This window comes from Amycolatopsis sp. NPDC054798 (assembly GCF_053611505.1).
The window spans coordinates 92,718-114,976 of the sequence record NZ_JBSHAM010000015.1; the positions used below are offsets into that span (position 1 = coordinate 92,718).

Below are 22,259 nucleotides of genomic sequence, written 5' to 3' on the forward strand. Positions count from 1 at the left end.
GGAAGGACCCCACCCCATGAGGTTCCGCAGTACCCCGAACGCCATCACCGGCTCGATCGCGCCGCTGATGACCCCGTTCACCGCTGACGGCGCGGTCGACCACGAGAGCCTGACCAACCTGGTGAACTGGCAGCTCGCGTCCGGTTCGCACGGCGTCTCGATCGGCGGCTCCACCGGCGAACCCGGCGCGATGACGCTGGCCGAGCGCGCGGAGACGATCCGCACCGTCGCCAAGGCGGTGGACGACAAGGTGCCGTTCATGCCCGGCACCGGGTCGGCGAAGCTCGACGAGACGCTGGAGCTGACCTCCGAGGCGCGCGACGCGGGCATCGACGCGGCGCTGATCATCACGCCGTACTACGCGCGGCCCACCCAGGAAGCGCTTTACCGCTGGTATGCCACGGTCGCGAAGGAATTCCCGGACCTGCCGATCGTCGCCTACAACGTGCCGAGCCGGACGTCAGTCGACCTCGCCCCGGAGACAGTCGCGCGGCTGTTCCGCGATTTCGACAACTTCGTCGGGATCAAGGAGACCACCAAGGACTTCGAGCACTTCTCCCGCGTACTTCACTTGTGCGGCAAGGAATTGCTTGTCTGGTCGGGCATCGAGCTGCTGTGCCTGCCGCTGCTTTCCCTCGGCGGCACCGGTTTCGTGAGCGCCACCGCCAACATCGCCCCGGCCGCCAGCGCCGAGATGTACCGCGCGTGGACCGAGGGCGATTTCGACCGCGCCCGCGAGATCCACTACGGCCTGCACCCGCTGGTCGACCTGCTGTTCGTCGAGACCAACCCGGCGCCCGGCAAATGGGTGCTGGAGCAGCGCGGGCTCATCCGCTCGGGCTTCGTGCGCCCGCCGCTGATCACCCCGACCGAACCGGGCATCGCCCGGATCACCGAACTCATGCGCCAGGGCGAGCAGTACCTCTCGCCCGTCGACGGCTTCACTGTGGAAGGAAAGTGACCATGACCGCGCACTACGTTCCGGAGAACCTGCCGGAGCACATCCGCCACTACATCGGCGGCGCGCCGGCCGACAGCGTCTCGGGCGAGACCTTCGAGGTGCTCGACCCGGTCACGAACAAGCCGTACATGACGGCTTCGGCGGGCAAGGCCGAGGACATCGACCTCGCGGTCGCCGCGGCGAAAGAGGCGTTCGACCACGGCCCGTGGCCGAAGATGCTGCCGCGTCAGCGCGCCCGGATCCTCAACAAGATCGCCGATCTCGTGGAGAGCCGCGACGCCCGGCTGGCCGAACTGGAAACCTTCGACACCGGCCTGCCGATCAAGCAGGCGCTCGGCCAGGCGCAGCGCGCGGCGGAGAACTTCCGCTTCTTCGCCGATCTGATCGTCGCGCAGGCCGACGACACCTACAAGGTGCCCGGCAAGCAGGTCAACTACGTCAACCGCAAGCCGGTCGGCGTCGCCGGGCTGATCACGCCGTGGAACACGCCGTTCATGCTGGAGAGCTGGAAGCTCGCCCCGGCGCTGGCGTCCGGCTGCACCGTGGTGCTCAAGCCCGCCGAGTTCACGCCGCTGTCGGCGAGCCTGTGGGCGGACATCTTCCGCGAGGCCGGCGTGCCGGACGGGGTGTTCAACCTCGTCAACGGCCTCGGCGAGGAAGCGGGCGACGCGCTGGTCAAGCACCCCGACGTCCGGCTGATCTCGTTCACCGGCGAAACCACCACCGGCGAAACGATCTTCCGCAACTGCGCGCCCGGGCTCAAGGGCATGTCGATGGAACTGGGCGGCAAGTCCCCGGCCGTCGTGTTCGCCGACGCGGACTTCGAAGCGGCGCTGGACTCCACGCTGTTCGGCGTCTTCTCGCTCAACGGCGAACGCTGCACCGCGGGCAGCCGGATCCTCGTGGAGCGCCCGATTTACGAGGAGTTCTGCGCCCGTTACGCCGAACGCGCCCGCAACATCGTCGTCGGCGACCCGCACGACCCGGCCACCGAGGTCGGCGCGCTGGTGCACCCGGAGCACTTCGACAAGGTGATGAGCTACGTCGAAATCGGCAAGACGGAAGGGAAACTGCTCGCCGGCGGCGGCCGTCCGGAGGGTCTGGACACCGGGAACTACGTGGCCCCGACGGTGTTCGCCGACGTGAAGCCGGACGCTCGGATCTTCCAGGAAGAGATTTTCGGCCCGGTCGTGGCGATCACCCCGTTCGACACCGACGAGGAAGCGCTGGAGCTGGCCAACAACGTCAAGTACGGCCTGGCCGCCTACGTCTGGACCGCCGACCTGACCCGCGCGCACAATTTCGCGCAGAGCATCGACGCCGGGATGGTCTGGCTGAACTCGCACAACGTACGCGACCTGCGCACGCCGTTCGGCGGGGTCAAGGCGTCCGGCCTCGGCCACGAAGGCGGCTACCGCTCGATCGACTTCTACACCGAACAGCAGGCCGTGCACATCACGCTCGGCGACGTGCACACGGCGCGCTTCGGAGCCGGGAAGGACAAGGCATGACCACGACCCCACCGGACGTCATCCGCTGCGCCTACGCCGAACTCGTCGTCAGCGACCTGAAAGCGTCGCGAGAGTTCTATGTGGACGTGCTCGGGCTCGTCGTGACATACGAGGACGACCAGGCGATATACCTGCGCGCGTTTGAGGAATACCTGCACCACTCGCTGATCCTCCGCCAGGGCGCGGAACCCGCACTGGCCGTGCTCGCGTACCGCGTGCGCAGCGAAAGCGAACTCGACGTCGCCGAGGCGTACTACCGGGAACTCGGCGTCGAGGTGCGCCGGGTTCCGGCAGGCACGACGCGCGGCATCGGCGAAGCGGTGCGCGTGCTCGACCCGCTCGGTTTCCCGATCGAGTTCTTCTACGAGGCCGAACACGTCGAGCGGTTCACCCAGCGCTACGACGTGCACGGCGCGGGCGCGCTGTCGCGGCTGGACCACTTCAACGTGAACACGCCGGACGTCCCGGCCGCGCGGAAGTACTACGAGGGCCTCGGCTTCCGGGTGTCGGAAGACATCGTGGACGACGAGGGCACCGTGTACGCGGCGTGGATGTTCCGCAAACCGACCGTGCACGACGTCGCGCTCACCGGCGGCGCGGGCCCCCGCCTGCACCACATCGCGTTCGCGACCCACGAACGGCACCAGATCCTGCACATCTGCGACCACCTCGGCGCGGTGCGGAAATCGGACCGGATCGAGCGCGGCCCTGGCCGCCACGGCGTGTCGAACGCGTTCTATTTGTACGTGCGTGACCCGGACGGGCACCGGATCGAGATCTACACGCACGACTATTACACCGGCGACCCGGACAACCCGGTGATCAGCTGGGACGTGCACGACAACCAGCGCCGCGACTGGTGGGGCAATCCGGTGGTGCCGAGCTGGTACACCGAGGCCTCGCGGGTGCTCGACCTCGACGGCAAGCTCCAGCCGGTCGAAGAGCGCACCGAAACGAAGGAAATGGACGTGACCATCGGCGCGGACGGGTTCTCCTACACCCGCGCCGGCGACACCGCCCAGGGTTTCAAACTGGGCGAACAGGTCTAAGGTGCGTCCCGTCCGTGAAGGGCTCCTTGCGGGACGCTGATTCCCTCAAGGAGCCCTTCACGGACACGCAGCGGTACCGGCACTTCGACGGAGAGGTGACATGATGACGGCTATCTTGCAGACGCCGACCACGGTCGCGCAGGACTTCACTGAGTTCCGGTCCGCTGTCCTGCGATCGTTCGTGCCGCTGCAGGTGAGCACCGAGCACCGGGACCGGTTCCACGGCAGGCTCCGCACGCACGAGGCGGGCGAGATCGCGCTCACCGAGATCACCGCATCGCCGCACGCGGTGGAGCGCACGCCGGAACTCATCGCCCGCGCCGACCGGCCGTGCTACAAGCTGAGCGTGATGCTGGCCGGCACCGGCATCCTCACCCAGGACGGCCGCGAGGCGGTGCTGCGGCCCGGCGACGTCGCGCTGTACGACACGAACCGGCCGTATTCGCTCGTGTTCGAGGAGAATTTCCGGACGCTGGTGCTGATGTTCCCGCAGCAGCAGGTTGACCTGCCACGCGACCTGGTTGGTCAGCTCACGGCGGTGCGGATGTCCGGGCGCGAGGGCGTCGGCAACGTCGTGGTGCCGTTCCTGGCGCAGCTGGGCGGGAATCTGGACGTGCTGACGAGCCCGGTGGGCGTGCGGCTGGCGCACAACGCGGTCGATCTGCTCACCACGATGCTGGCCACCGAACTCGACCTCGACCGCACGGCCGCCGACCCGCACCACGACCTGATGCGGCGGATCCGCAGCTACATCGACGCGAATCTGTCGCGTTCCGACCTCGGCCCTGCCCAGATCGCCGCGGAGCACTACATCTCCACGCGGCATCTGCACGGGCTGTTCCAGGAGCAGGGCACGACCGTGGCGGGCTGGATCCGGCAGCGGCGGCTGGAACACTGCCGTCGAGACCTCCGGGATCCGCTGCTGGCGGCGCGTCCGGTCGCGGCGATCGCAGCGCGCTGGGGATTTGTCGACGCGGCCCATTTCTCGCGGGTGTTCCGGGCCGCGTTCGCGCAGTCGCCGAGCGAACTGCGCGCCCGCGGCTGACCCCTTTCCAAGACCCGTACGGCGCTCCCGGTCACCGGGGGCGCCGTTGTCGTTTCGGGGCGAAGCCGCTGGTATTGACCGCGAGCGTCCGGCAGTTGCCCGCCAGCGCATGAACGTTCGCTCCCGGGACGGGGCGCGGCGAGCATGATGGGCATGTCCGACCCTTCCCCTGACGAATGGCGCACCTACGACGAGTTCGCCGCCGGGATCGACACCTACCGGCTGCCCAACGCCGACCTCTCCGGGCGGGAACTCACCGTCACGCTCGACGACGGAACGAAGCTCGAACTGCGGTTCCTCGACGGCGAACGGCTTACCTGCAACGGCGTCGAGGATCCCTACGACGCGGTCGCCGTGCGTCCCGACGTCTTCTTCGTGAACCTGCCGCTGACGAGCGTCGAGGGCGAAGCCCTCACGGTCGTCTACTCGACCACCACGCACCGCGCGCTCACCGTGCGGTCGGTGATCGGCGACGAGGACATCGAAGGCACGCCGCGGGTTTCGCAGACCTTCCACGCCGGAACCACCGACGGCGGCGAACCGACCGGCGACGTGCCCGGTCCGTCGCGGGACCTCATCGGCAAACGCAACGTCTACCGCTACAGCCCGAATCATCTGTACGAGCACGTCTATCTCTCCTCGGAACGCTACTGCTGGCAGTGCGTCGAGGGCGTGCAACGCGGGCACGGCGACGTGGACCTGTCGACCGTCTGGAAGTTCGCCGACGGCCTGTACCTGTTCTGCTTCCGCGAGTTCCGGATCGCAGTGGCCAGCGTGTGGCTGCACGATCTCGGCTACGACCTGCGCACCACCGGCGTTTTCCTCGGCATCACCGGCGACGGCCGGTCCGAGCATTCCCGCGCGGGCGGGCACATCTACCCGCTCGGTTCGATCAGCTACCCCGACGTCCAGCCTGTCTAAGGAGTTCTCCTGTGTCCAATTTGGACGTGATCACCGCGCACTACGAGGCCAGCGACCGCGGCGACCTCGACGGCATGCTCGCCCCGATCGGCCCCGAAACCACCTGGACCGAGGCCGCCGGATTCCCGTACGCGGGCACCTACACCGGCCCGGACGAGGTGCGGCGCAACGTTTTCGAGGCGATCGCCCGCGACTGGGACGGCTACAAGTTCACCCTGTCCGCCTTGCTGGACGCCGGCGATTCGATCGTCGGGCTCGGCACCTACACCGGCACGAACCGCAAGTCCGGCAAGGCTTTCACCGCACGGGTCGCGCACGTGTGGAAGTTCGACGGCGACAAGGTCGCGAGCTTCGAGCAGATCGTGGATTCCGCACCGGTCGCCGCGGCGACCGACTGAGTCTTCCGCGAAACGGCGGTGCCGGTCCTTCCCCCGGCACCGCCCCCGTTCTCTCTCCCCTTCCCCTCTGGTCACTGTGGACCGGAAAGCCGAGCCATGATGAGAAAGTTCCTGCCCGCGCTCGCCTCGGCCGTGCTCGTCACGCTGGTCGCGGCGGGCTGCGCGGGCACCGCCGATCCGAACGGACCGATCGTGGTCGGCTCGGTCAACGCGCTGAGCGGACCCGCCACCTTCCCCGAATCGTCCCAGGCCGCCAAGGCCGTCTTCGACGCGGCGAACGCGGCGGGCGGCGTGCACGGGCGCAAGATCGAATACCATGCCATCGACGACAAGGGCGATCCCGCCGCCGCGGCGGCCGCGGCCCGCGAAATCGTCGGCGGCGACCAGGCGGTGGCGCTGGTCGGTTCGTCCAGCCTCATCGAATGCCAGATCAACGCCAAGTACTACCAGCAGGAGAAGGTGCTTTCCATCTCCGGCATCGGCGTCGACCCGTCGTGCTTCACCAGCCCGAACATCGGGCCCGCCAACGTCGGGCCGTTCCACGACATGACGCTGACCCTGTTGTACGGCTCCGAAGTGCTGCACCTGCAGGACATGTGCGCGCTGCTGGAAATCGCCGGGAACACGCTGCCCTACTATCGCGCGGCCATCGACGAATGGTCGAAAATCACCGGCAAGAAACTGAAGTACGTCGACGCGACCGTGCCGTACAACGGTTCCGACTACACGCCGTACATCGTCAAGGCCCGCGCCGCCGGGTGCAAAGCCGTGACGGTCAACCCGGTCGAACCCGACTCGATCGGCCAGCTGAAAGCCGCGCAGGCACAGGGCTGGCACGACGTGACCTGGCTGCTGCTCACGAGTGTCTACAGTGAACAGTACGCGAAGGCGGTTTCGGACGCCGGTGCCGGCGTTTACGTCCCCGCCGAGTTCTACCCGTTCACCGACCCGGCGAGCCCGCGCACCAAGGAGTGGCGGGATCTCATGACCCGCAACAACATTCCGCTCACCTCGTTCAGCCAGGGCGGGTACCTCGCGGCGAAATACTTCCTGCAGGTGCTCAACGGCATGCCGGGCGAAATCACCCGGGAGTCGGTGACGAAGGCGCTGCGCGAGATGAAGCCGATCTCCGATCCGATGGTCGGCACGCCGTACGTGTTCGGCCCCGGGCAGACGCACCACGACAACATCGCGGGCTGGCCGGTGAAGCTCGCGACGGGCACGAACCGGTGGCAGATCGCCGGTACCGACTGGCTGCGGATCCCGCGGCGCTAGCCCCCACTCGGGAAAGAGGAGACTGCAATGGTGCAGGGAGCGCTGGCCGGGCTGGCTGCCGGCGGGTTGTACGCGGTGCTGGCGGTGTGCCTGACGCTGATGTCGCGGCTGGTCCGGGTCGTCAACTTCGCCCAGGCGGCCACGGGCATGTTCGGCAGTTACGTCGGGGTGGCCCTGTCCGTCCACGGCGGACTGCCGGAATGGCTGGCAGTGGTGCTCGGCGTGCTGCTGGGCGGGGTGCTGAGCGTGCTGATCGGCTGGGTCGTCTCGACCTGGCTGGCCGAAGCGGGCACCGGCACCCGCTCGGCGGTGACCGTCGCGGTGCTGCTGCTGTTGATCTCGTTGTCGTTCATCCTGTTCGGCAACAAACCGCAGCCGTTCCAGGCGTTGCTGGCCGGTCCGGCCTTCACTGCCGGCGGCGTGGTGATCAGCCAGGTGACCGTCGTGACCGTCGCGCTCGCGGTGGTGATCGCCTTCGCCGCGCGGTTGATCCTGACAAAGACGCCCGTTGGCATCTCACTGCGTGCTTTGTCGGAACGCCCGACGACAGCTGAGCTGTTAGGCATCCCCGCGAAACGTCTCAGTGCCGCCGTGTGGGGCGCCACCGGCCTGATCAGCACCGTCATCATCGTGATCGTCGCCCCGTCCCAGTCGAACGACGCCACCTCGCTGTCCATGCTGGTCGTGCCCGCCGCTGCGGCGGCCCTGCTCGGCGGGTTCCGCCGGCTGGACCTCGCCGTCGCCGGCGGGCTGGTCCTCGGCATGCTCCAGGGCGCGCTCGCGCAGGTCGACCAGCTTTCGGTAGTGCGGAATTTCGTCCCGTTCCTGGCCATCGTCGGCCTGCTCGTGTGGTCTCAGCGCAAGGAGGTGTGGGATGCAGCTCGCTGACCGGGCCGCAGTGTCCCGCTTCGGAACCCCACTGGTCGTCGCGGTGGTCGCGGTACTGGCCGGAATCGGCCTGACCGTCGGCCTCAACGGCTACTTCGCCTACCTCGGCGTGAGCGTCGTAATCGCCGCCATCGCCCTGCTCGGCCTCGGCGTCGTCACCGGAAGCGCGGGCATGATCTCCTTGTGCCAGCTGACTTTCGGCGCGATCGGCGCTTGGGTCGTCTCCGCGCTGAACGTCGCACATGCTCCCGGCGGCTTCCTTTTCTGGCTGCTGCTGGGCGGTCTCGCGGCAGGCGTCGTCGGTGTCCTCATTGGACTCCCCGCGCTGCGCCTGCGTGGCATCAACCTGGCCGTGGTCACCCTCGGGCTGGCAGCGGCCGCCGACGTAACCCTGGTGGAAATCCAGTTCCCCGGCACCACCGAAGGCGTTTCGGTGGACCGGCCGTCCTTGGTCGCCGACGACAACGCCTACTTCCTGCTCTGCGTCATCGTCCTGATCGTCTGCGCCTTGGTCGTGCACTTCCTGCGCCGAGGCCCGTGGGGCAGCAGCTGGGCTGCGGTGGCGTTCTCCGAACGCGGCACCGCCGCGGCAGGAGCCAGCGTCCGCACCGCGAAACTCTCGGCCTTCGCAGTCAGCGCCACTCTGGGCGGCATCAGCGGCGGTTTGCTTACCGCACAGGTCGGTTTCGCTTTCCCGACCAGCTTCGCCCCGCTTCAGTCGCTGGCGTTGTACGTGCTGGCGATCATGTCCGGTGCGCACCTGATTGACATGGCAGTCTTCGGTGCTGTCCTGTGGGTCGCGGTACCGGAGCTGCTGAAGCGATGGGGAGTCCCGCAGGACTGGGGTTACGTGATCTTCGGCCTGCTGGGCATCCAAGCCTTGGCCGGGCGCGGCAACCTGGGCACCGCGATCCGCGAACTGTGGCGTCGCCGTTCGCGGGCCAGCGCCGGAGTCCAGATCACCGCGCTGGACGAGGAACCTCCGCGCTTGCCGCCGGGCGAACCGGTACTGGTCGTCCGCGGCCTGAGCGTCACTTTCGGACAGGTGAAAGCACTGTCCGGAGTGGACTTGGCCGTCCCGAAGGGCGGAGTGCTCGGCGTCATCGGCCCGAACGGCGCGGGAAAGTCCACTTTGGTCGACGCCATCAGCGGTTTCCTGCCGCAAGCCGAAGGATCCGTGGAACTGGCCGACCGCCCCCTCACCGGAAACCCGACGCAACGAGCCCGTTCCGGTCTGCGCCGGACGTTCCAGCAGGACCGGGTCCCCGCGGGCCTGACTATCGAGGCCTACGTCCGCTTCGTGGCCCGGCGACGGCCGCCCGCCGCGGAAGTCGCCGCCGCGCTGGAGTTCTTCGGCTGCCCGCCGGCGTCGACCCCGCTGGACCGGGTCGACGTGGGCGCGCGCCGCCTGGTCGAAGTCGTCGGCCACCTCATGGCGAAGCCCCAGGTGCTGCTCCTGGACGAGCCGGCGGCGGGCCTGCCGCACGAGGAACACGTGGCCTTCGGCGAACGCCTGCGGCAAGTCCCGGCCAGATTCGGCGTCTCGGTGCTGATCATCGAACACGACCTGGACCTGGTCCGGTCGGTCTGCGACACGCTGACTGTGCTCGACTTCGGCGAGGTGCTGGCGAGCGGCCCGCAGGCGGAGGTACTGGCCGATCCGGCGGTTCTGAAGGCCTACCTGGGCGAAACGGAGATGCTGTGAGCACGCTGCGAATCGAGAACCTGACCGTCACGCGCGGCGCCGGCCCCGTGATCGCCGACGTCGGCCTGACGCTGGAGGCTGGCAAGATCACCGCGCTGGTGGGCCCCAACGGCGCGGGAAAGACCAGTCTGCTGGAGGCGTTGTCCGGCGTGATCCCGGCGGCGGCCGGGACCATCCACGTTGGACACACGGACGTCACCAAACACTCGCGTGTGGCCAGGGCGAGACTGGGACTGGCTCACGTAGAACAAGGCCGCGCGGTCTTCGCCGGCCTGACCGTGCTGGAAAACCTGCGCCTGACCGCCAAAACTCCCGCCGGGGTGGACGAAGTCCTCGCCCTTTTCCCAGAACTGGAGAAACGCAAGAACTCCCCCGCCGCGCTGCTGTCCGGCGGCGAGCAGCAGATGGTGGTCCTTGGCCGGGCTTTCGCCGCGAAACCGAAGTTCCTGCTCATCGACGAGATGTCCCTTGGCCTCGCTCCCGCCGTTTTCACCAGGCTTCTCCCGGCGGTGACCGAGTTCGCCGACGCGGGCGCGGCGATCCTCCTGGTGGAGCAATTCACCCACCTGGCGCTGAAAGTCGCACAGGAAGCCCTGGTCGTTTCTTCCGGAAAGGTCACCTACGCCGGGGAATCGCAGCCCCTGCTGGACAACCCGGACACCTTGCACCAGGCATACCTGGGCACCAACTGAATCGGCGGGTGGGCGTCCGCGGCGGGACGCCCACCCCCTTCGGAATTCAGCCTTTCCGGATGGTCATCTTGGCGATCCGGTCGCCGTCGACGTCGAAGACGAACTTCGACCGGCCGTTGGCGTGGTTGCTCCGCCAGTCCCCGACGACGGTGACGGCGTCGCCGGAGACAGTGCTTTCCTCCGGCGTCAGGACGCCGTGCGCGCCGATGAACTCGACGTCGCTCCATTTCTTGATCTCAGCGCGCCCGGTGAATAACCGGCCCCAGTCGTCCACGACCCCGGATTCGGCGAACGCGTCCAGGAACGCGGCCTCGTCGTGCCTGTTCACGGCGGCGACGAAGGACGACACCGGTTCGGGAATTTCCACTTCTGACATAGAGGATTCCTTGCTGTCGCAGCGAAAAATCAGCGCGTAGTGTAGCCGCCGTTGGCGAAAATCGTCTGCCCGGTGATCCACCAGCCCGACGTCGCCAGGAACGTCACGATCGGGGCGATGTCCTCGATCTTGGTCAGCTGCCCGCCCATCGCCTGCGACTTGTGGAATTCCACGCGCTCCGGGGTTTCCTGGCCGTAGAAGAACGGCGTGTCCATCGGGCCGGGCCCGACCGCGGTGACCGAGATCCCGCGCGAGGCGAATTCCTTGGCCGCGGCCCGGGTGAAGTGCTCCACCGGGCTCTTCCCGCCCGCGTAGGTCGAGTACCCGTCGGTGAACGCCGCGAGCAGGCTGGTCACGATCGTGATGATCTTGCCGCCGTCGGCGACGTTCCGGCCCGCCTCCTTGATGAAGAAGTACGCCGCCTTCGAGTTGATGTCGAACATCGAGTCGTATTCGTCTTCGGCGGTCTCGACGATCGGCTTGCGGAGCACCTTGCCCACCGTGTTCACCGCGACGTCGATCTTCCCGAGCGCGGCTTCCGCGTCCGCGAACAGCTTCTCCACGTTCGCCGGGACGGTGAGATCGCCGGTCAGGAGGACACCCTTGCCGCCCGCCGCCTCGACCGCGGCGAGCGTTTCCTCCGCCTGCGGCCTGGTCGACTCGGAGTTGTAGTGGATCGCCACGTTCGCGCCGGCCTCGGCGGCCTGCCTGCTGACGAGCCCGCCCAGGTTCTTCGCCCCAGCGGCGACGAGGACGTTCTTGCCCTTGAGGGTGCGGTCGGTCATGAGTACCCCTCCATCTCTTTATCACTGATATGCGTCACTGTATCACTGCGATAGCGACTACTGTAGCGGTGTGACACAGATGGCGAACGCGGATACCCGGACCCGGCTGCTGGACGCCGCGGCCAAACAGGTCGCCGCGACCCCGGGCGAGGACATTTCGCTGCGCGCGATCTGTGCCGAAGCCGGGGTGAAAATGCCGACGCTGTACCACTTCTTCGGCAGCAAACAGGGCCTGCTCGACGCGGTCGTCGAGCGCGGTTTCGACCTGTACCTCGCGGAAAAAGGCGCGCACGAGCCGTCCGGCGACCCGATCCAGGACCTGCGCGACGGCTGGGACGCGCACGTCGCCTTCGGGATCGCGAACCCCGGCTTCTACACGCTCATGTACGGCCAGGTCCATCCCGGGCACGCGCCCGCGGCGCAGGAGCGGCCCAGCGCGATGCTGCGCGCCCTGACCAAGGCTGCCGCCGACCAGGGACGGCTGACGGTCCCGCCGGACCAGGCGGCCGCGCACATCCTGGTGGCCAACATCGGGGTCACGCTGCGCCAGATCATCCTCGCCGAGGAGGACCGGCCGCTGTCGGTGGCGGTGCGGGAAGGCGCGATCGCCGCGATCACCGGCACCGCGGCCAGCGGCGACCGGCACTCCGAGATCCACCGCGTGCTGGAACACGCCGCCGCGCATCCGGAAATCCTGGGCGCGGCGGAAACGCAGCTGCTGACCACCTGGCTGCGAAAGCTGGCTGAATCAAGCTGATCCGACGGCCGGACGGTCGATCCGGCCGGGCATCGGGTCTCCTTCGGGCGAGTCCGCGGCGAAGACCGGCGTCGTCCCCGCCATGCTGAGGTATCCGTTGAGACTGCGCCTGATCGCGAATCCGTATCCGTCGGAAGTTCTCGCGTAACCGGCGGAAACCGGCGGCTTCGCGCGGAACTCCGTCGCCCAGCCCTGGTCGCGCCACGACCGCATCGTCAGGTCGAGGTACTGATCGGACGTCTCGGCGGTGGCCCCGAGCACCCAGTAGGCGATGTCGAAGAATCGCCGGGTTTCGTCGCGGCCGTAGTCGTCGGACAGGGTCACCCCGTGGTGGAAGACCGCTTTGGGCAGGTCCGGATGCCGCAGCACCAGGGCCGATCCGGACGGCAGCGCCCGAAGGGTTTCGGTGAAGTACCCCAGCAATCGCGCGCGGACCGCGGCCTGAGTCGTCGCTGTCACGTCGCCTGCCCGGCCGCACGGAGGACTTCGGCGGCGGCGTCGCGCACGTCGTCCAAAACTCCGGTGGCCCACTGCTGGGTCTCGGCGTCCTTGAACTCGCCGCCCATCACGCCGGTGAGCACGGTGGCGGCCCGCGCCATCGCGGCGGCCAGCGTGCCGGCGGCGTCGGCCACCTTCTCGACCCAGTCGTCACCGTAGGAGTCGGACACGATCGCGACCGGCACCCGCTCGACGTTGTAGAAGGTCGTGCTGGCCTCGCGTGCCGCGGCCAGAATCGCGAACACCCGGTCGGCGAGCGCCTCGCGGGCGCGCGCGACCGGGTGTCGCGGGTAGGTCATGGCCTCGTGGCCGAGCAGGACTTCCACTTCCCGGGCGATCGCGACGGCCTTGTCCGCGAACCGCTGATTGACCGTCGCGGTCTTCGCCGCCCAGTCCCCCTCGAACGTCATCCCGCCATTGTGGGGCTACATCCCGGCCCGCTCAAAGGCCAATGTGGGCAAGTCGACCGCGTGCGCCCCGCCGTCGGCCACCAGCACCGCACCGGTGATGTACGAGGACTCCGAAGACCCGAGGAACCGGACGATAGAAGCGATTTCCTCCGGCTCGGCAGGACGCCGCAGCGGAACCTCGGCGGTCACCCGCCGGTACCCCTCGTCGTGTCCGCCGTCGAATCCGGCCGCCTCCGCGAACTGCTCCATCTCCCCGTCCGCCATCGGCGTCCGGACCCAGCCCGGGCACACGGCGTTGGCCCGGACCCCGCGCGGCCCGTAATCCCGGGCGATGGACCGGGTCAGCCCGATCAACGCGTGCTTGGCCACGGTGTACCCGGCGACATTGGGCCCGGCGAACAACCCGGCCAGCGAGGAAACGATCACCACCTGCCCGCCGCTCTCCACGAGCGAGGGCAGCGCGGCCCGGCAGAACACGAACGCACTGGACAAATTGGACCGGAGCGCGATCTCCCACTCCTCGTCGCCGGTGTCGACCACCGACGACAGCCCGTGCCCGCCCGCGTTGGCGACGATCACGTCCAGCCGGCCGTACTTCCCGAGAATCTCCGCGATCGCCGCCTCCGCGTCCTCCCGGACGCTGGCGTCGCAAGCGATCACGTGCGCCCCGGTCTCCGCCGCGACCTTCTCCAGCGGCTCCCGCCGCCGGCCCAGAACCACGACCTGCGCGCCTTCGCCGGCGTACCGCCGAGCAACCGCAGCCCCAATGCCCGTCCCCCCGCCGGTAATCGCCACGACCCGCGTGTCTGCCATCGTCATTCCTTCCCTTTCAAGCAGGAAACCCAGACCGAGCCGAAACGCCGAAGTCGGCGAGCAGGGCCTGTCCGTTCACCGTCCGCGCCCGCGCGGAAGCCAGATACAGCACTTGCTGGGCGACCTCTTCGGCCGCCTGCACCGGGAATCCCGGTTCGTCCAGGAGATCGCCCAGATCTCCCCGCGCCATCGGCGTGTCCACCACCGACGGGCATACGCAATTGACCCGGACGCCGTCGAACTCGACCGACAACGCCCGTGTCAACGACACCACCGCGCCCTTCGACGCGCAGTAAGGCACCATCCCCGGCGCGCACACGAAGGCCGAATCGCTGGCCAGGAAAACGATCGAACTCCCGTCTCCCAGCCACGGCCGCGCGTGCTTCGCGACGAGGAACTGCCCGAGCACGTTCACTGCCAGCACCGCCGTGAAGTCCTCGGCGCTGGTCTCCGCGAGCGGCCGTCCGACCGGGCCTGATATCCCAGCGCAGCCGACTACCACGTCAATCCCGCCGAACGACTCCGCCACGAGCTGCACCGCCGCGGCGACCTGTCCCTCGTCGGTGATGTCCGCCCGCGCCGCGACGACGTCCCCCGGCAGCGACGGCGGCCGGACCCGGTCCACCACCCCGACCCGCGCGCCCTCCTCCAGGAACGCCCGCGCGCAGGCCAGCCCGATCCCGGACGCGGCACCGGTGATCAGCACGGCCTTGCCGGAAAGCTCGAGTCGCATTCCGCAATCCTGCAGCAACCGCCCCGCCGGGGATTGGCAGCGAGTGCATCCTTGTTGTCAGCGACCGCACGACCCCCGGATCCCGGCTACCGCTGCCCCGGGGCAGGCGCGAACACTGCGGCGAGGAGCGCGAAGGGACACCATGAGCAACGCACACCGCCACCCCCTCGACCCGCTGACCGCCGACGAGCTCGCCGCCGGCCGGGCAATGCTGGAGACACACGGGCTGGTCACCGAGACGACCCGGTTTCCGCAGGTCCTCCCGGTGGAGCCGGACAAGGCCGCCGTACTGGCCGGCGAACCGGCCGACCGCCGGATCCAGTACACCCTGCTCGACACCGCGACCGGCGAATCCGCCGACGCGGTCGTCTCGGTGACCGGCGGGGAGCTGGTCAGCCACGAGAAGTGCGCCGAGGGCCAGCCCCCGTACCTTTTCGAGGAGTACGACCTGGCCGAGGCCATCACGAAGGCGTCGCCGGAATGGCAGGCGGCGATGCGCCGCCGCGGCCTCGGCGACCGCATCGAGCACGCGTTCTGCGCCCCGCTCGCCCCCGGCTATTTCGGCCGTGAGGACGAGACCGGCCGGGTCATCCGGTCGCTCACCTTCCTGCGCGAGGACGAGACCGACAATCCCTGGTCACACCCGGTCGAGGGCCTGGTCGCGCACCTCAACCTCACCGAGCAGCGCGTCATCCGGGTCGAGGACGAGGGCGACGCTCCGGTCCCGGCGGACTCCGGCCGCTACGGCCACCACACCGCGCGGACCACGCTCAAGCCGATCGAGATCACCCAGCCGGAGGGCCCGAGCTTCGAGGTCGACGGTTCGCTGGTGACCTGGGAGGGCTGGCAGCTGCGCGTCGGGTTCAACGCGCGCGAGGGCCTGACCCTGCACCAGCTGACCTTCCAGGACCGTTCGGTGCTGTATCGCGCCTCGGTGCCTGAGATGGTTGTTCCCTACGGTGATACGTCAATCGGCCGGTTCTGGATCAGCTACTTCGACGCCGGCGAATACCTGCTGGGCAAGAACGGCAACAGCCTGCGTCTCGGCTGCGACTGCCTCGGCGTGATCCACTACTTCGACGCCTTCCTCGCCGACGACCACGGCCAGCCGGTGCGCGTGCCGAACGCGATCTGCATGCACGAGGAGGACTACGGGATCCTCTGGAAGCACACCGATCTCGACGGGAAGGCCGAGGTCCGCCGTTCGCGCAGGCTGGTGATCTCGTCGATCTCCACCATCGGCAATTACGACTACGGCTTCTTCTGGTATCTCTACCTCGACGGCACCATCGAATGCGAGGCCAAGGCGACCGGCATCGTCTTCTCCGGCGCCGCGGAACCCGGGTCCGCGCAGCCGCACGCGTCCGAGATCGCGCCCGGCCTGTTCGCTCCGGTGCACCAGCACCTGTTCTGCGCCCGGCTCGACTTCGCGGTCGACGGCCAGCGCAACTCGGTGTACGAAGTGGACGCGGTCGGCATCCCGATCGGCGACGAGAACCCGTATGGCAACGCCTTCACCTGGAAGGCCACGGAACTGCGCACCGAACAGGAAGCCAAACGGCACGCGAATCCGGCGGCCGCGCGGGTGTGGGAGGTCCGCAGCACCGAGCACACCAACCGGCTCGGCGCGCCGACCGCCTATCAGCTCGTGCCGCGCCCCTCGGCGACTCTGCTGGCGCAACCGGAATCGTCGGTTTATCAGCGCGCGACGTTCGCCACGAACCACCTGTGGGTCACGCCGTACGCGCCCGGCGAACGCTTCCCCGCGGGCGAGCGTCCCAACGCGCACCCGGGCGGGGCCGGCCTGCCCGCGTGGACGGCGGCCGACCGCTCCGTCAGCGACACCGACGTCGTGCTGTGGCACGTCTTCGGCCCCACGCACGTCCCGCGTCCGGAGGACTGGCCGGTCATGCCGGTCGACTACTCCGGATTCATGATGCGCCCCTACGGGTTCTGCGACCGGAACCCGGCACTCGACCTGCCCTCGGCCGCCCACGGCCACTGTGAACACTGACGATGAACGACCACTGACGATGAACGCTGAGGAAGGCCCCATGCCCGCGACCAATCTGTCCGACACCTCCACCTGGCTCCCGCTCGACGGTCTCGCTCCCGGCTTCGACGCCAACAAAGCGGCCACTGTGGACGATCTCGACAACCAGTCGTTCACTTTGGACTGTGCCGACGGCGGCACGTTCTCGATCAGCTTCTCCGGCAGCCGCGCCTCGTGGAACGAGGACGGCACCTCCGGCGAGACCGCTTCCGAGACGTTCCTCGTGGATGCCGGACTGTTCTATGTGCAGTTCCACCCCGGCGAGGAAACCTCGTTCAGCCTGCTGCTGGATGTGCGCCAGGGCCGCGCGCTCGTCGTCACGAGCACGATCGGCGACGGGCTTCCCCGGGTGACGCAACGGTTCCGCCCGGCGACCATCCAGGGCCGCGAGGCGCACGGCGAGGAAATCGCGCCCAGCACGGCGCTGATCGGCCGCCGCGTGCAGTGGGTCTACAGCGAAGAGCACGCGTACGAGCACGTTTACCTCACCCCGCACTGGTACACCTGGCAGTGCCTGTCCGGTCCGGAGCGCGGGCTCGCCGACACTGACGAGAACTCCGTCTACCAGATCCGGCCCGGCATTTACGTGTTCACCTGGCGGGAGAAGGTCATCCCGTGCGCGTCGGTGACCGTGGCCGACCACCGGAACGTGCGCGAACTGCGGTCGCACGGATCGCTGTTCGGTCTGGGCGAGGACGGCAAGACGCCGACACACTTCACCTTCGGCGCGTACGGCCGGCTGCTCAGCAACACTGTTTATTCGCCGGACTACGACCCCGCTGGACAGTGACCCGTGGCGCCTGAACTGCTCCTCACCAACGCCACTGTGTACACAGTGGACGAAGACCGGCCGTGGGCGACCTCGCTCGCGGTGGAGAACGGCCGGGTGACGACCGCCGCGGCCGGTCCGGGCACCGAGGTCGTCGATCTCGGAGGCGCGTTCGTGCTCCCGGGTTTCGTGGACGTGCACAGCCACCACGCTCTCGCCGGGCGGGAATTGTTCGAGCTGCGCCTGGAAAGCGGCTCCGGGATCGAAGAAATCCTCGCCGCCGTGCGCGAATGGTCGGCGAAGCTCGGTCCGGACGAGTGGGTCGTCGGCGGGGCTTGGCCGTCCACTTTGGCTCCTGAACTCGGTCGCGAATCGGTGCGCCGCGCGCTGGACGAAGCGGCGGGCGGGCGTCCGGTCGTGCTGATCGAGGACAGCAGGCACAACCGGTGGGCGAGCAGCCGGGCGCTGGAACTGGCCGGGATCACCGAGTCCACTCCGGACCCGACAGGCGGGACGATCCACCGCGACCTCGACAGCGGCGCGCCGACCGGACTGCTCATCGAGTCCGCGGGTTTGGCGGTGGAGCGGGCGATGCGGGACACGCGCACGCTCACCGCCGAGCAGCACGCCGAAGCGTCGCGGCGGGCCATCGAAATCCTGCACTCGTACGGGATTACCGCGTTCCAGGACGCCGGGGCCACGCTGGACATCCTCGCCGCGCTGAAGACGCTGGACGACGCTGGCGAACTGGCGGCGTGGGTAGTGTCGTCGATGCTGGTGAACGATCCGATCTTCGGCGCGGACCCGATCGGCGAGCCGCTGCTCGATCGCGCCGCAGCGTATCGCAGCGAGCACCACCGCCCGGACTTCGTGAAGATCTTCCTCGACGGCACCCCGCCCGCGCACACCGCGGCGTTCCTGGAGCCGTACCTGCACCACGAGTGCTTCTGCGGCGACACCACGATGCCGCCGGAGGAACTCGCGGGCTGGCTGGACGTCGCTGCCGCCGCCGGTCTTTCGGCGAAGATCCACTGCGCGGGCGACGCGGCTGTCCGGGCCACTTTGGACGCTGCCGGGACCCTGCGCGCCCGCGGCGACTACACGACGAAAATCCAAGTGGCGCACGGACAGTTCATCCACCCAGACGATTTGGAACGGTTCGCGACGCTCAACGTGTCGGCGGACATCTCGCCGTTCCTGTGGGTCCCCGGCGTGATCCCGGACGCCATCGCACAGGTGATTCCTGCCGAGCGCGCGGCGCGGATGCAGCCGAACCGGACGCTGCTGGACACCGGCGCGCTGGTCGCGGGCGGTTCGGACTGGCCGGTGAGCGAATCCCCGAACGCCTGGGAGGGCATCGAGGGCCTGATCACCCGGCAGGACCCGTACCGCAAGCACCCGGGAAGCCTGTGGCCGGAGCAGGCGATCACGCTCGCCGAGGCGATCCAGGTGTTCACGCTGAACTCGGCCCGGGCGTGCGGGCTGGACGACGTGACCGGGTCGCTGACGCCCGGGAAGTCGGCGGATTTCGTGGTGCTGGACCAGGATCCGTTCAAGACCCCGGCGAACGAGCTGGCCGGGATCACGGTGCGGGAGACGTGGTTCGGCGGCAAGCGGGTGTTCGCCCGGGACTAGGGCTCGTGCGTGGTTATCCCGGTTCTAACCGGGATAACCACGCACGAACTCCTCCACCGCTTCGCCGCTCTCCCCGCGCACCAGCAGTACCAGGCGCGCGGGTACTCCGGCTGCGGCGTAGGCGGCCAGCCGGTGGTGTCCGTCCAGGACGACGCCCAGCACGAACCGTTCCGGCCACTGCGCGCTGATGTACCTGTCCTCCGCCCACGCCAGCAGCAACGCCGCCGGACGCTCGCCGCGGGCAATGGCTTCCGCGTACCGGTCGACTGTCGCCGGGTCCAGCGCGTCCAGCGGTTGCGACGGAACCACGCTGCCGTACGTCGGCATCTCGCCGGGAATCGCCTGCGGGACTTGGAAATGCTCGATGCCCGGCCAGCTCGGCTCCCCCTCCCACGCACTGCGCGTCTCCGTTCTGCGCAGCCACCACCACGACTGCTCCGCCGCCCGCACGCGTTCCAGCGGAAGATCGGCCAAGAGCATCCGGTAGTGCCCAGTCTCCAGCTCCTGGAGCAGCGGTTCCAGCGCGCGCATGGTCGCGGTGGTGAGTTCGCGCGGCTCAGCAAGGACTTCCCGTACCTGGGCGGCACCGGCCAGTGCTTCAGCGGGACCGAAACCGAGCAGGCTCAGCGTTGTTTCGCAGGTCTCGCAACCGGAGCCGACGCCGAATCGCGCCCGATCCCCGACGTACAGCGTCTGATCCCAGCGCGGCCACATCGATCCCGGCACCGACGGGTCGAACTCGACGCGCACCCGAGCCCGGCCTTCATCCACGGAAAACCGCAGCGCGGAAGGAGAATCGACGGCGACGTCCCGCACCTGAGGGACTGGCCCCGCAGTGAGGTCGAGCCCCGCCCAAACCCGGCGGATGTCGTCGGGCGAAGGAAGCAACGGGGACCGTCCGGTGAGCCGGACCAGCGCCCGGTGGACGTCCCAGGCGTTCTGTTCCGGGCCGTTCGCCAGCCAGTCGAGCAGCACCGGGACCGCGGCCGGATCGCCCATTTCCTCCAGCGCGACCGCCAGGAAGATGTGCTTGAGCCCGGCGGACGCGAAAAGCCGCCGGGCGATCGGCACAGTCCATTCGCGCGCGCCGAGCCGGGCAAGTGCGAGCGCCGCCCGGCCGCACAGGTCGTCGTCGTTCAGCAGCGCCCCGAGCGCCTTCGCCCGCCGGCGGTCCCCGGACACTCCTGCCGCGTCAACGACGGGCCGCTGATATCCCAGTTCCTTGACCAGTTGATCCAGCACGGGTCCGGGCACCGGCAGGCCCCGGCTCACCACCGCCTCGAGCAGCCCGGCCGTGCGGAGCCGGGCAAGCAGGTCGAGCAGGACCGGATCGCCGTCCGTGCCGAGAAGGGCGAGCAAGTAGCGGAGCCGCCGACGCTGTTCCTCGTCCGCGTCCGGGTACTGCTCGGCGACGCGTGCGGCGAGCGCGGCCCGTCCCGAAGGCGGGTCGGCGGCCAAAGCGTCCAGCGCCGAGTAGTCGGCGGTGAGCAGATCCATCCGGCAAGCCTACTGACGCCTGCGCGCGATTTACGCCAGCAGGAAATCCGCGACCCGCTCGCCCATCAGTACCGCGGGCGCGTTCGTGTTCCCGCTGATCACCCGCGGCAGCACCGAAGCGTCCGCGACCCGCAGCCCGGACACCCCGCGCACCGCGAGCGTCGGATCCGTCACCGCCATTTCGTCGGTCCCCATCCGGCAGGTGCCGACCTGGTGGTGATAGGTGATCGCGGTGCGCCGGACGTACTCCCGCACGTCCGCCGGCCCCGGATACAGCTCCCGCGCACCCCATTCCTCGGCCAGCGCCGGGGCGCGGCCGATCAACCGGCACTGCTCCACCGACGCGACCAGGCTTTCGAAATCCGCGGGGTGCGCGAGCGCGGCCAGATCGATCAGCGGCATCTCGGCCGGATCCGTGCTGCGCAACCGCAACGTGCCCCGGCTCTGCGGCGTGATCATGCCCGCCATCAGCGAAAAACCTGTCGCGGGCCCGGTCATCCACGGCTCGTACATCGGCACGCTGAAGTGGATCGGCTGGGTGTCCGGCACCGCCAGGCCCGGGCGGCTGCGCCAGAACAGGTGCGTCTGGGTCACCGAAAGCCCGGTCTGCGGCGGCGCGACCTCACGCCGGTCAGTGGCGAAGATGACCGGCGACAGCAGATGGTCGTGCAGGTTCTCGCCGACACCCGGCAGGTCGGCGACGACGTCCAGGCCCAGTGCGGCGACGTCGTCGGCCGGGCCGATTCCGCTACGCAGCAGGATCGCCGGGGACGCCAGAGCGCCGGCGGCGAGCACGACCTGATCGGCGAACAACGTCTGCAGTTCACCGTTGATCTCCGCCAGGACGCCGAGGCAGCGATCGCCCGCGAACAGCACGCGATGCACCAACGCGCCGGTGTGCACAGTCATCTGGCCGGCGACCGGTTCGGCGTAGCAGAGCCAGGTGTTGCGCCGTCGCCCGCCGGTCATCGTGACCTGCTGAATGGAGATGCCGTCGAGGGTGCCGTCGTTGTAATTGTCGTTGAACGGCAGGCCGATTTCCTGTGCGGCGTCCACAATAGACTGCTGGATCGGCTGCAGCGGATCGTGCTGTTCGAGGTCGAGCAGGTCGCGTTCGATCCGCTCGTACACCGGGCGCACGTCATCCCAGTACCAGCCGGGCAGCTCCCAGCCGTCGTAGTCCTCCGCCGCGCCGCGGACCCAGATCATCGCGTTCAGCGAATGCGAACCGCCGAGCACCTTGCCGCGAGGCAGGTGCAGCCTGCGGTTTCCGGCGTGCGGCTGCGGCACCGTGTAGTAGTCCCAGTCCTCCGCGGCGTGCCACAGCTCGCCCGCGCGCGACGGGTCGTGGATCGCCGCGTTCGTGTCCGGTCCGCCCGCTTCCAGCAGCGTCACCTTCGCGCCCGCGTCGACCAGCCGCCGGCACACCACCGAGCCCGCCGAGCCCGCACCCACCACGATCACGTCCATGTCCTGATCCTGACCGGT

The 22,259-nt window shown here is 68.8% G+C and carries 22 protein-coding genes; 14 read left to right on the top strand and 8 right to left on the bottom strand.

The features are described 5' to 3' along the window. Nucleotides 1-16: 16 nt before the first annotated feature. From dapA to ACWGIC_RS12800, 10 genes are all read left to right on the top strand, one after another. Entirely contained in the window at nt 17-961 is a 945-nt protein-coding gene (gene dapA, locus ACWGIC_RS12755) for a 4-hydroxy-tetrahydrodipicolinate synthase (protein ID WP_452076054.1), read from the top strand. A gap of 2 nt (nt 962-963) precedes the next feature. Continuing rightward, on the top strand, nt 964-2,472 hold the full coding sequence (gene hpaE / locus ACWGIC_RS12760; protein ID WP_452076055.1) for a 5-carboxymethyl-2-hydroxymuconate semialdehyde dehydrogenase: 1,509 nt from the start codon (nt 964-966) through the stop codon (nt 2,470-2,472). Next, on the top strand, nt 2,469-3,521 hold the full coding sequence (gene hpaD, locus ACWGIC_RS12765) for a 3,4-dihydroxyphenylacetate 2,3-dioxygenase (protein WP_452076056.1): 1,053 nt from the start codon (nt 2,469-2,471) through the stop codon (nt 3,519-3,521). Before hpaE ends, hpaD begins: the two co-directional genes overlap by 4 nt. A gap of 103 nt (nt 3,522-3,624) precedes the next feature. Continuing rightward, nucleotides 3,625-4,566, top strand: a complete 942-nt coding sequence (locus tag ACWGIC_RS12770; RefSeq protein ID WP_107051170.1) for an AraC-like ligand-binding domain-containing protein — start codon at nt 3,625-3,627, stop codon at nt 4,564-4,566. 153 nt (nt 4,567-4,719) lie between these two features. Beyond that, entirely contained in the window at nt 4,720-5,487 is a 768-nt protein-coding gene (locus ACWGIC_RS12775) for a MoaF C-terminal domain-containing protein (protein WP_452076057.1), read from the top strand. An 11-nt stretch (nt 5,488-5,498) separates the two neighbouring features. Beyond that, nucleotides 5,499-5,885, top strand: a complete 387-nt coding sequence (locus ACWGIC_RS12780; protein ID WP_452076058.1) for a nuclear transport factor 2 family protein — start codon at nt 5,499-5,501, stop codon at nt 5,883-5,885. A gap of 96 nt (nt 5,886-5,981) precedes the next feature. Then, nucleotides 5,982-7,160: an ABC transporter substrate-binding protein gene (locus ACWGIC_RS12785; protein WP_452076059.1), complete on the top strand. Its 1,179-nt coding sequence runs from the start codon at nt 5,982-5,984 to the stop codon at nt 7,158-7,160. Nucleotides 7,161-7,187: 27 nt separating this feature from the next. Continuing rightward, the gene (locus ACWGIC_RS12790) at nt 7,188-8,048 is read left to right on the top strand and encodes an ABC transporter permease subunit (protein ID WP_452076060.1); all 861 of its coding nucleotides are present in this window, start codon (nt 7,188-7,190) and stop codon (nt 8,046-8,048) included. Next, nucleotides 8,035-9,753: a branched-chain amino acid ABC transporter ATP-binding protein/permease gene (locus ACWGIC_RS12795; RefSeq protein WP_452076061.1), complete on the top strand. Its 1,719-nt coding sequence runs from the start codon at nt 8,035-8,037 to the stop codon at nt 9,751-9,753. The genes ACWGIC_RS12790 and ACWGIC_RS12795 overlap by 14 nt, the downstream gene beginning before the upstream one ends. Beyond that, nucleotides 9,750-10,445, top strand: coding sequence for an ABC transporter ATP-binding protein (locus ACWGIC_RS12800; RefSeq protein ID WP_452076062.1), 696 nt, complete (start codon nt 9,750-9,752; stop codon nt 10,443-10,445). Before ACWGIC_RS12795 ends, ACWGIC_RS12800 begins: the two co-directional genes overlap by 4 nt. Nucleotides 10,446-10,491: 46 nt before the next feature. On the opposite strand, the gene ACWGIC_RS12805 is transcribed toward ACWGIC_RS12800, so the two are convergent. Beyond that, nucleotides 10,492-10,821, bottom strand: a complete 330-nt coding sequence (locus tag ACWGIC_RS12805; RefSeq protein WP_452076063.1) for a nuclear transport factor 2 family protein — start codon at nt 10,819-10,821, stop codon at nt 10,492-10,494. Between the two features lie 29 nt (nt 10,822-10,850). Further along, nucleotides 10,851-11,606, bottom strand: coding sequence for an SDR family oxidoreductase (locus tag ACWGIC_RS12810; protein ID WP_452076064.1), 756 nt, complete (start codon nt 11,604-11,606; stop codon nt 10,851-10,853). Between the two features lie 79 nt (nt 11,607-11,685). Between ACWGIC_RS12810 and ACWGIC_RS12815 the strand changes: the two genes are divergently transcribed. After that, on the top strand, nt 11,686-12,363 hold the full coding sequence (locus ACWGIC_RS12815) for a TetR/AcrR family transcriptional regulator (RefSeq protein WP_452076094.1): 678 nt from the start codon (nt 11,686-11,688) through the stop codon (nt 12,361-12,363). Here ACWGIC_RS12815 and ACWGIC_RS12820 read toward each other — a convergent pair. From ACWGIC_RS12820 to ACWGIC_RS12835, 4 genes are read right to left on the bottom strand one after another with little or no spacing between them, the layout of a single operon-like run. Beyond that, entirely contained in the window at nt 12,355-12,822 is a 468-nt protein-coding gene (locus ACWGIC_RS12820) for a hypothetical protein (RefSeq protein ID WP_452076065.1), read from the bottom strand. The genes ACWGIC_RS12815 and ACWGIC_RS12820 overlap by 9 nt on opposite strands. Then, nucleotides 12,819-13,271: a hypothetical protein gene (locus ACWGIC_RS12825; protein ID WP_452076066.1), complete on the bottom strand. Its 453-nt coding sequence runs from the start codon at nt 13,269-13,271 to the stop codon at nt 12,819-12,821. The genes ACWGIC_RS12820 and ACWGIC_RS12825 overlap by 4 nt, the downstream gene beginning before the upstream one ends. Before the next feature lie 15 nt (nt 13,272-13,286). Next, nucleotides 13,287-14,084: an SDR family NAD(P)-dependent oxidoreductase gene (locus ACWGIC_RS12830; protein WP_370934968.1), complete on the bottom strand. Its 798-nt coding sequence runs from the start codon at nt 14,082-14,084 to the stop codon at nt 13,287-13,289. Nucleotides 14,085-14,100: 16 nt separating this feature from the next. Then, entirely contained in the window at nt 14,101-14,817 is a 717-nt protein-coding gene (locus ACWGIC_RS12835) for an SDR family NAD(P)-dependent oxidoreductase (protein WP_452076067.1), read from the bottom strand. Between the two features lie 142 nt (nt 14,818-14,959). Between ACWGIC_RS12835 and ACWGIC_RS12840 the strand changes: the two genes are divergently transcribed. Genes ACWGIC_RS12840 through ACWGIC_RS12850 form a run of 3 tightly spaced genes read left to right on the top strand, consistent with a single transcriptional unit; the run spans nt 14,960 to nt 19,274 of the window. Continuing rightward, complete coding sequence (locus tag ACWGIC_RS12840) at nt 14,960-16,831, top strand: primary-amine oxidase (protein ID WP_452076068.1); 1,872 nt, start codon at nt 14,960-14,962, stop codon at nt 16,829-16,831. 40 nt (nt 16,832-16,871) lie between these two features. Then, complete coding sequence (locus ACWGIC_RS12845) at nt 16,872-17,660, top strand: molybdenum cofactor biosynthesis F family protein (protein ID WP_452076069.1); 789 nt, start codon at nt 16,872-16,874, stop codon at nt 17,658-17,660. 3 nt (nt 17,661-17,663) lie between these two features. Next, nucleotides 17,664-19,274: an amidohydrolase gene (locus ACWGIC_RS12850; RefSeq protein WP_452076070.1), complete on the top strand. Its 1,611-nt coding sequence runs from the start codon at nt 17,664-17,666 to the stop codon at nt 19,272-19,274. Between the two features lie 24 nt (nt 19,275-19,298). Here ACWGIC_RS12850 and ACWGIC_RS12855 read toward each other — a convergent pair whose 3' ends face one another. Beyond that, nucleotides 19,299-20,771, bottom strand: coding sequence for a hypothetical protein (locus ACWGIC_RS12855; protein WP_452076071.1), 1,473 nt, complete (start codon nt 20,769-20,771; stop codon nt 19,299-19,301). 30 nt (nt 20,772-20,801) lie between these two features. After that, nucleotides 20,802-22,241: a GMC family oxidoreductase gene (locus ACWGIC_RS12860; protein WP_452076072.1), complete on the bottom strand. Its 1,440-nt coding sequence runs from the start codon at nt 22,239-22,241 to the stop codon at nt 20,802-20,804. Nucleotides 22,242-22,259 lie beyond the last annotated feature (18 nt).

Bases quoted from the DNA above. Each gene is read 5' to 3' on its own strand.
- ACWGIC_RS12830 (WP_370934968.1), bottom strand. From the start codon at position 14,084: ATGGCAGACACGCGGGTCGTGGCGATTACCGGCGGGGGGACGGGCATT.
- ACWGIC_RS12835 (WP_452076067.1), bottom strand. From the start codon at position 14,817: ATGCGACTCGAGCTTTCCGGCAAGGCCGTGCTGATCACCGGTGCCGCG.
- ACWGIC_RS12810 (WP_452076064.1), bottom strand. From the start codon at position 11,606: ATGACCGACCGCACCCTCAAGGGCAAGAACGTCCTCGTCGCCGCTGGG.
- ACWGIC_RS12795 (WP_452076061.1), top strand. From the start codon at position 8,035: ATGCAGCTCGCTGACCGGGCCGCAGTGTCCCGCTTCGGAACCCCACTG.
- ACWGIC_RS12815 (WP_452076094.1), top strand. From the start codon at position 11,686: ATGGCGAACGCGGATACCCGGACCCGGCTGCTGGACGCCGCGGCCAAA.
- ACWGIC_RS12770 (WP_107051170.1), top strand. From the start codon at position 3,625: ATGACGGCTATCTTGCAGACGCCGACCACGGTCGCGCAGGACTTCACT.
- ACWGIC_RS12775 (WP_452076057.1), top strand. From the start codon at position 4,720: ATGTCCGACCCTTCCCCTGACGAATGGCGCACCTACGACGAGTTCGCC.
- ACWGIC_RS12860 (WP_452076072.1), bottom strand. From the start codon at position 22,241: ATGGACGTGATCGTGGTGGGTGCGGGCTCGGCGGGCTCGGTGGTGTGC.
- ACWGIC_RS12825 (WP_452076066.1), bottom strand. From the start codon at position 13,271: ATGACGTTCGAGGGGGACTGGGCGGCGAAGACCGCGACGGTCAATCAG.
- ACWGIC_RS12790 (WP_452076060.1), top strand. From the start codon at position 7,188: ATGGTGCAGGGAGCGCTGGCCGGGCTGGCTGCCGGCGGGTTGTACGCG.
- ACWGIC_RS12840 (WP_452076068.1), top strand. From the start codon at position 14,960: ATGAGCAACGCACACCGCCACCCCCTCGACCCGCTGACCGCCGACGAG.
- dapA (WP_452076054.1), top strand. From the start codon at position 17: ATGAGGTTCCGCAGTACCCCGAACGCCATCACCGGCTCGATCGCGCCG.
- ACWGIC_RS12845 (WP_452076069.1), top strand. From the start codon at position 16,872: ATGCCCGCGACCAATCTGTCCGACACCTCCACCTGGCTCCCGCTCGAC.
- ACWGIC_RS12785 (WP_452076059.1), top strand. From the start codon at position 5,982: ATGATGAGAAAGTTCCTGCCCGCGCTCGCCTCGGCCGTGCTCGTCACG.
- ACWGIC_RS12805 (WP_452076063.1), bottom strand. From the start codon at position 10,821: ATGTCAGAAGTGGAAATTCCCGAACCGGTGTCGTCCTTCGTCGCCGCC.
- hpaD (WP_452076056.1), top strand. From the start codon at position 2,469: ATGACCACGACCCCACCGGACGTCATCCGCTGCGCCTACGCCGAACTC.
- hpaE (WP_452076055.1), top strand. From the start codon at position 964: ATGACCGCGCACTACGTTCCGGAGAACCTGCCGGAGCACATCCGCCAC.
- ACWGIC_RS12855 (WP_452076071.1), bottom strand. From the start codon at position 20,771: ATGGATCTGCTCACCGCCGACTACTCGGCGCTGGACGCTTTGGCCGCC.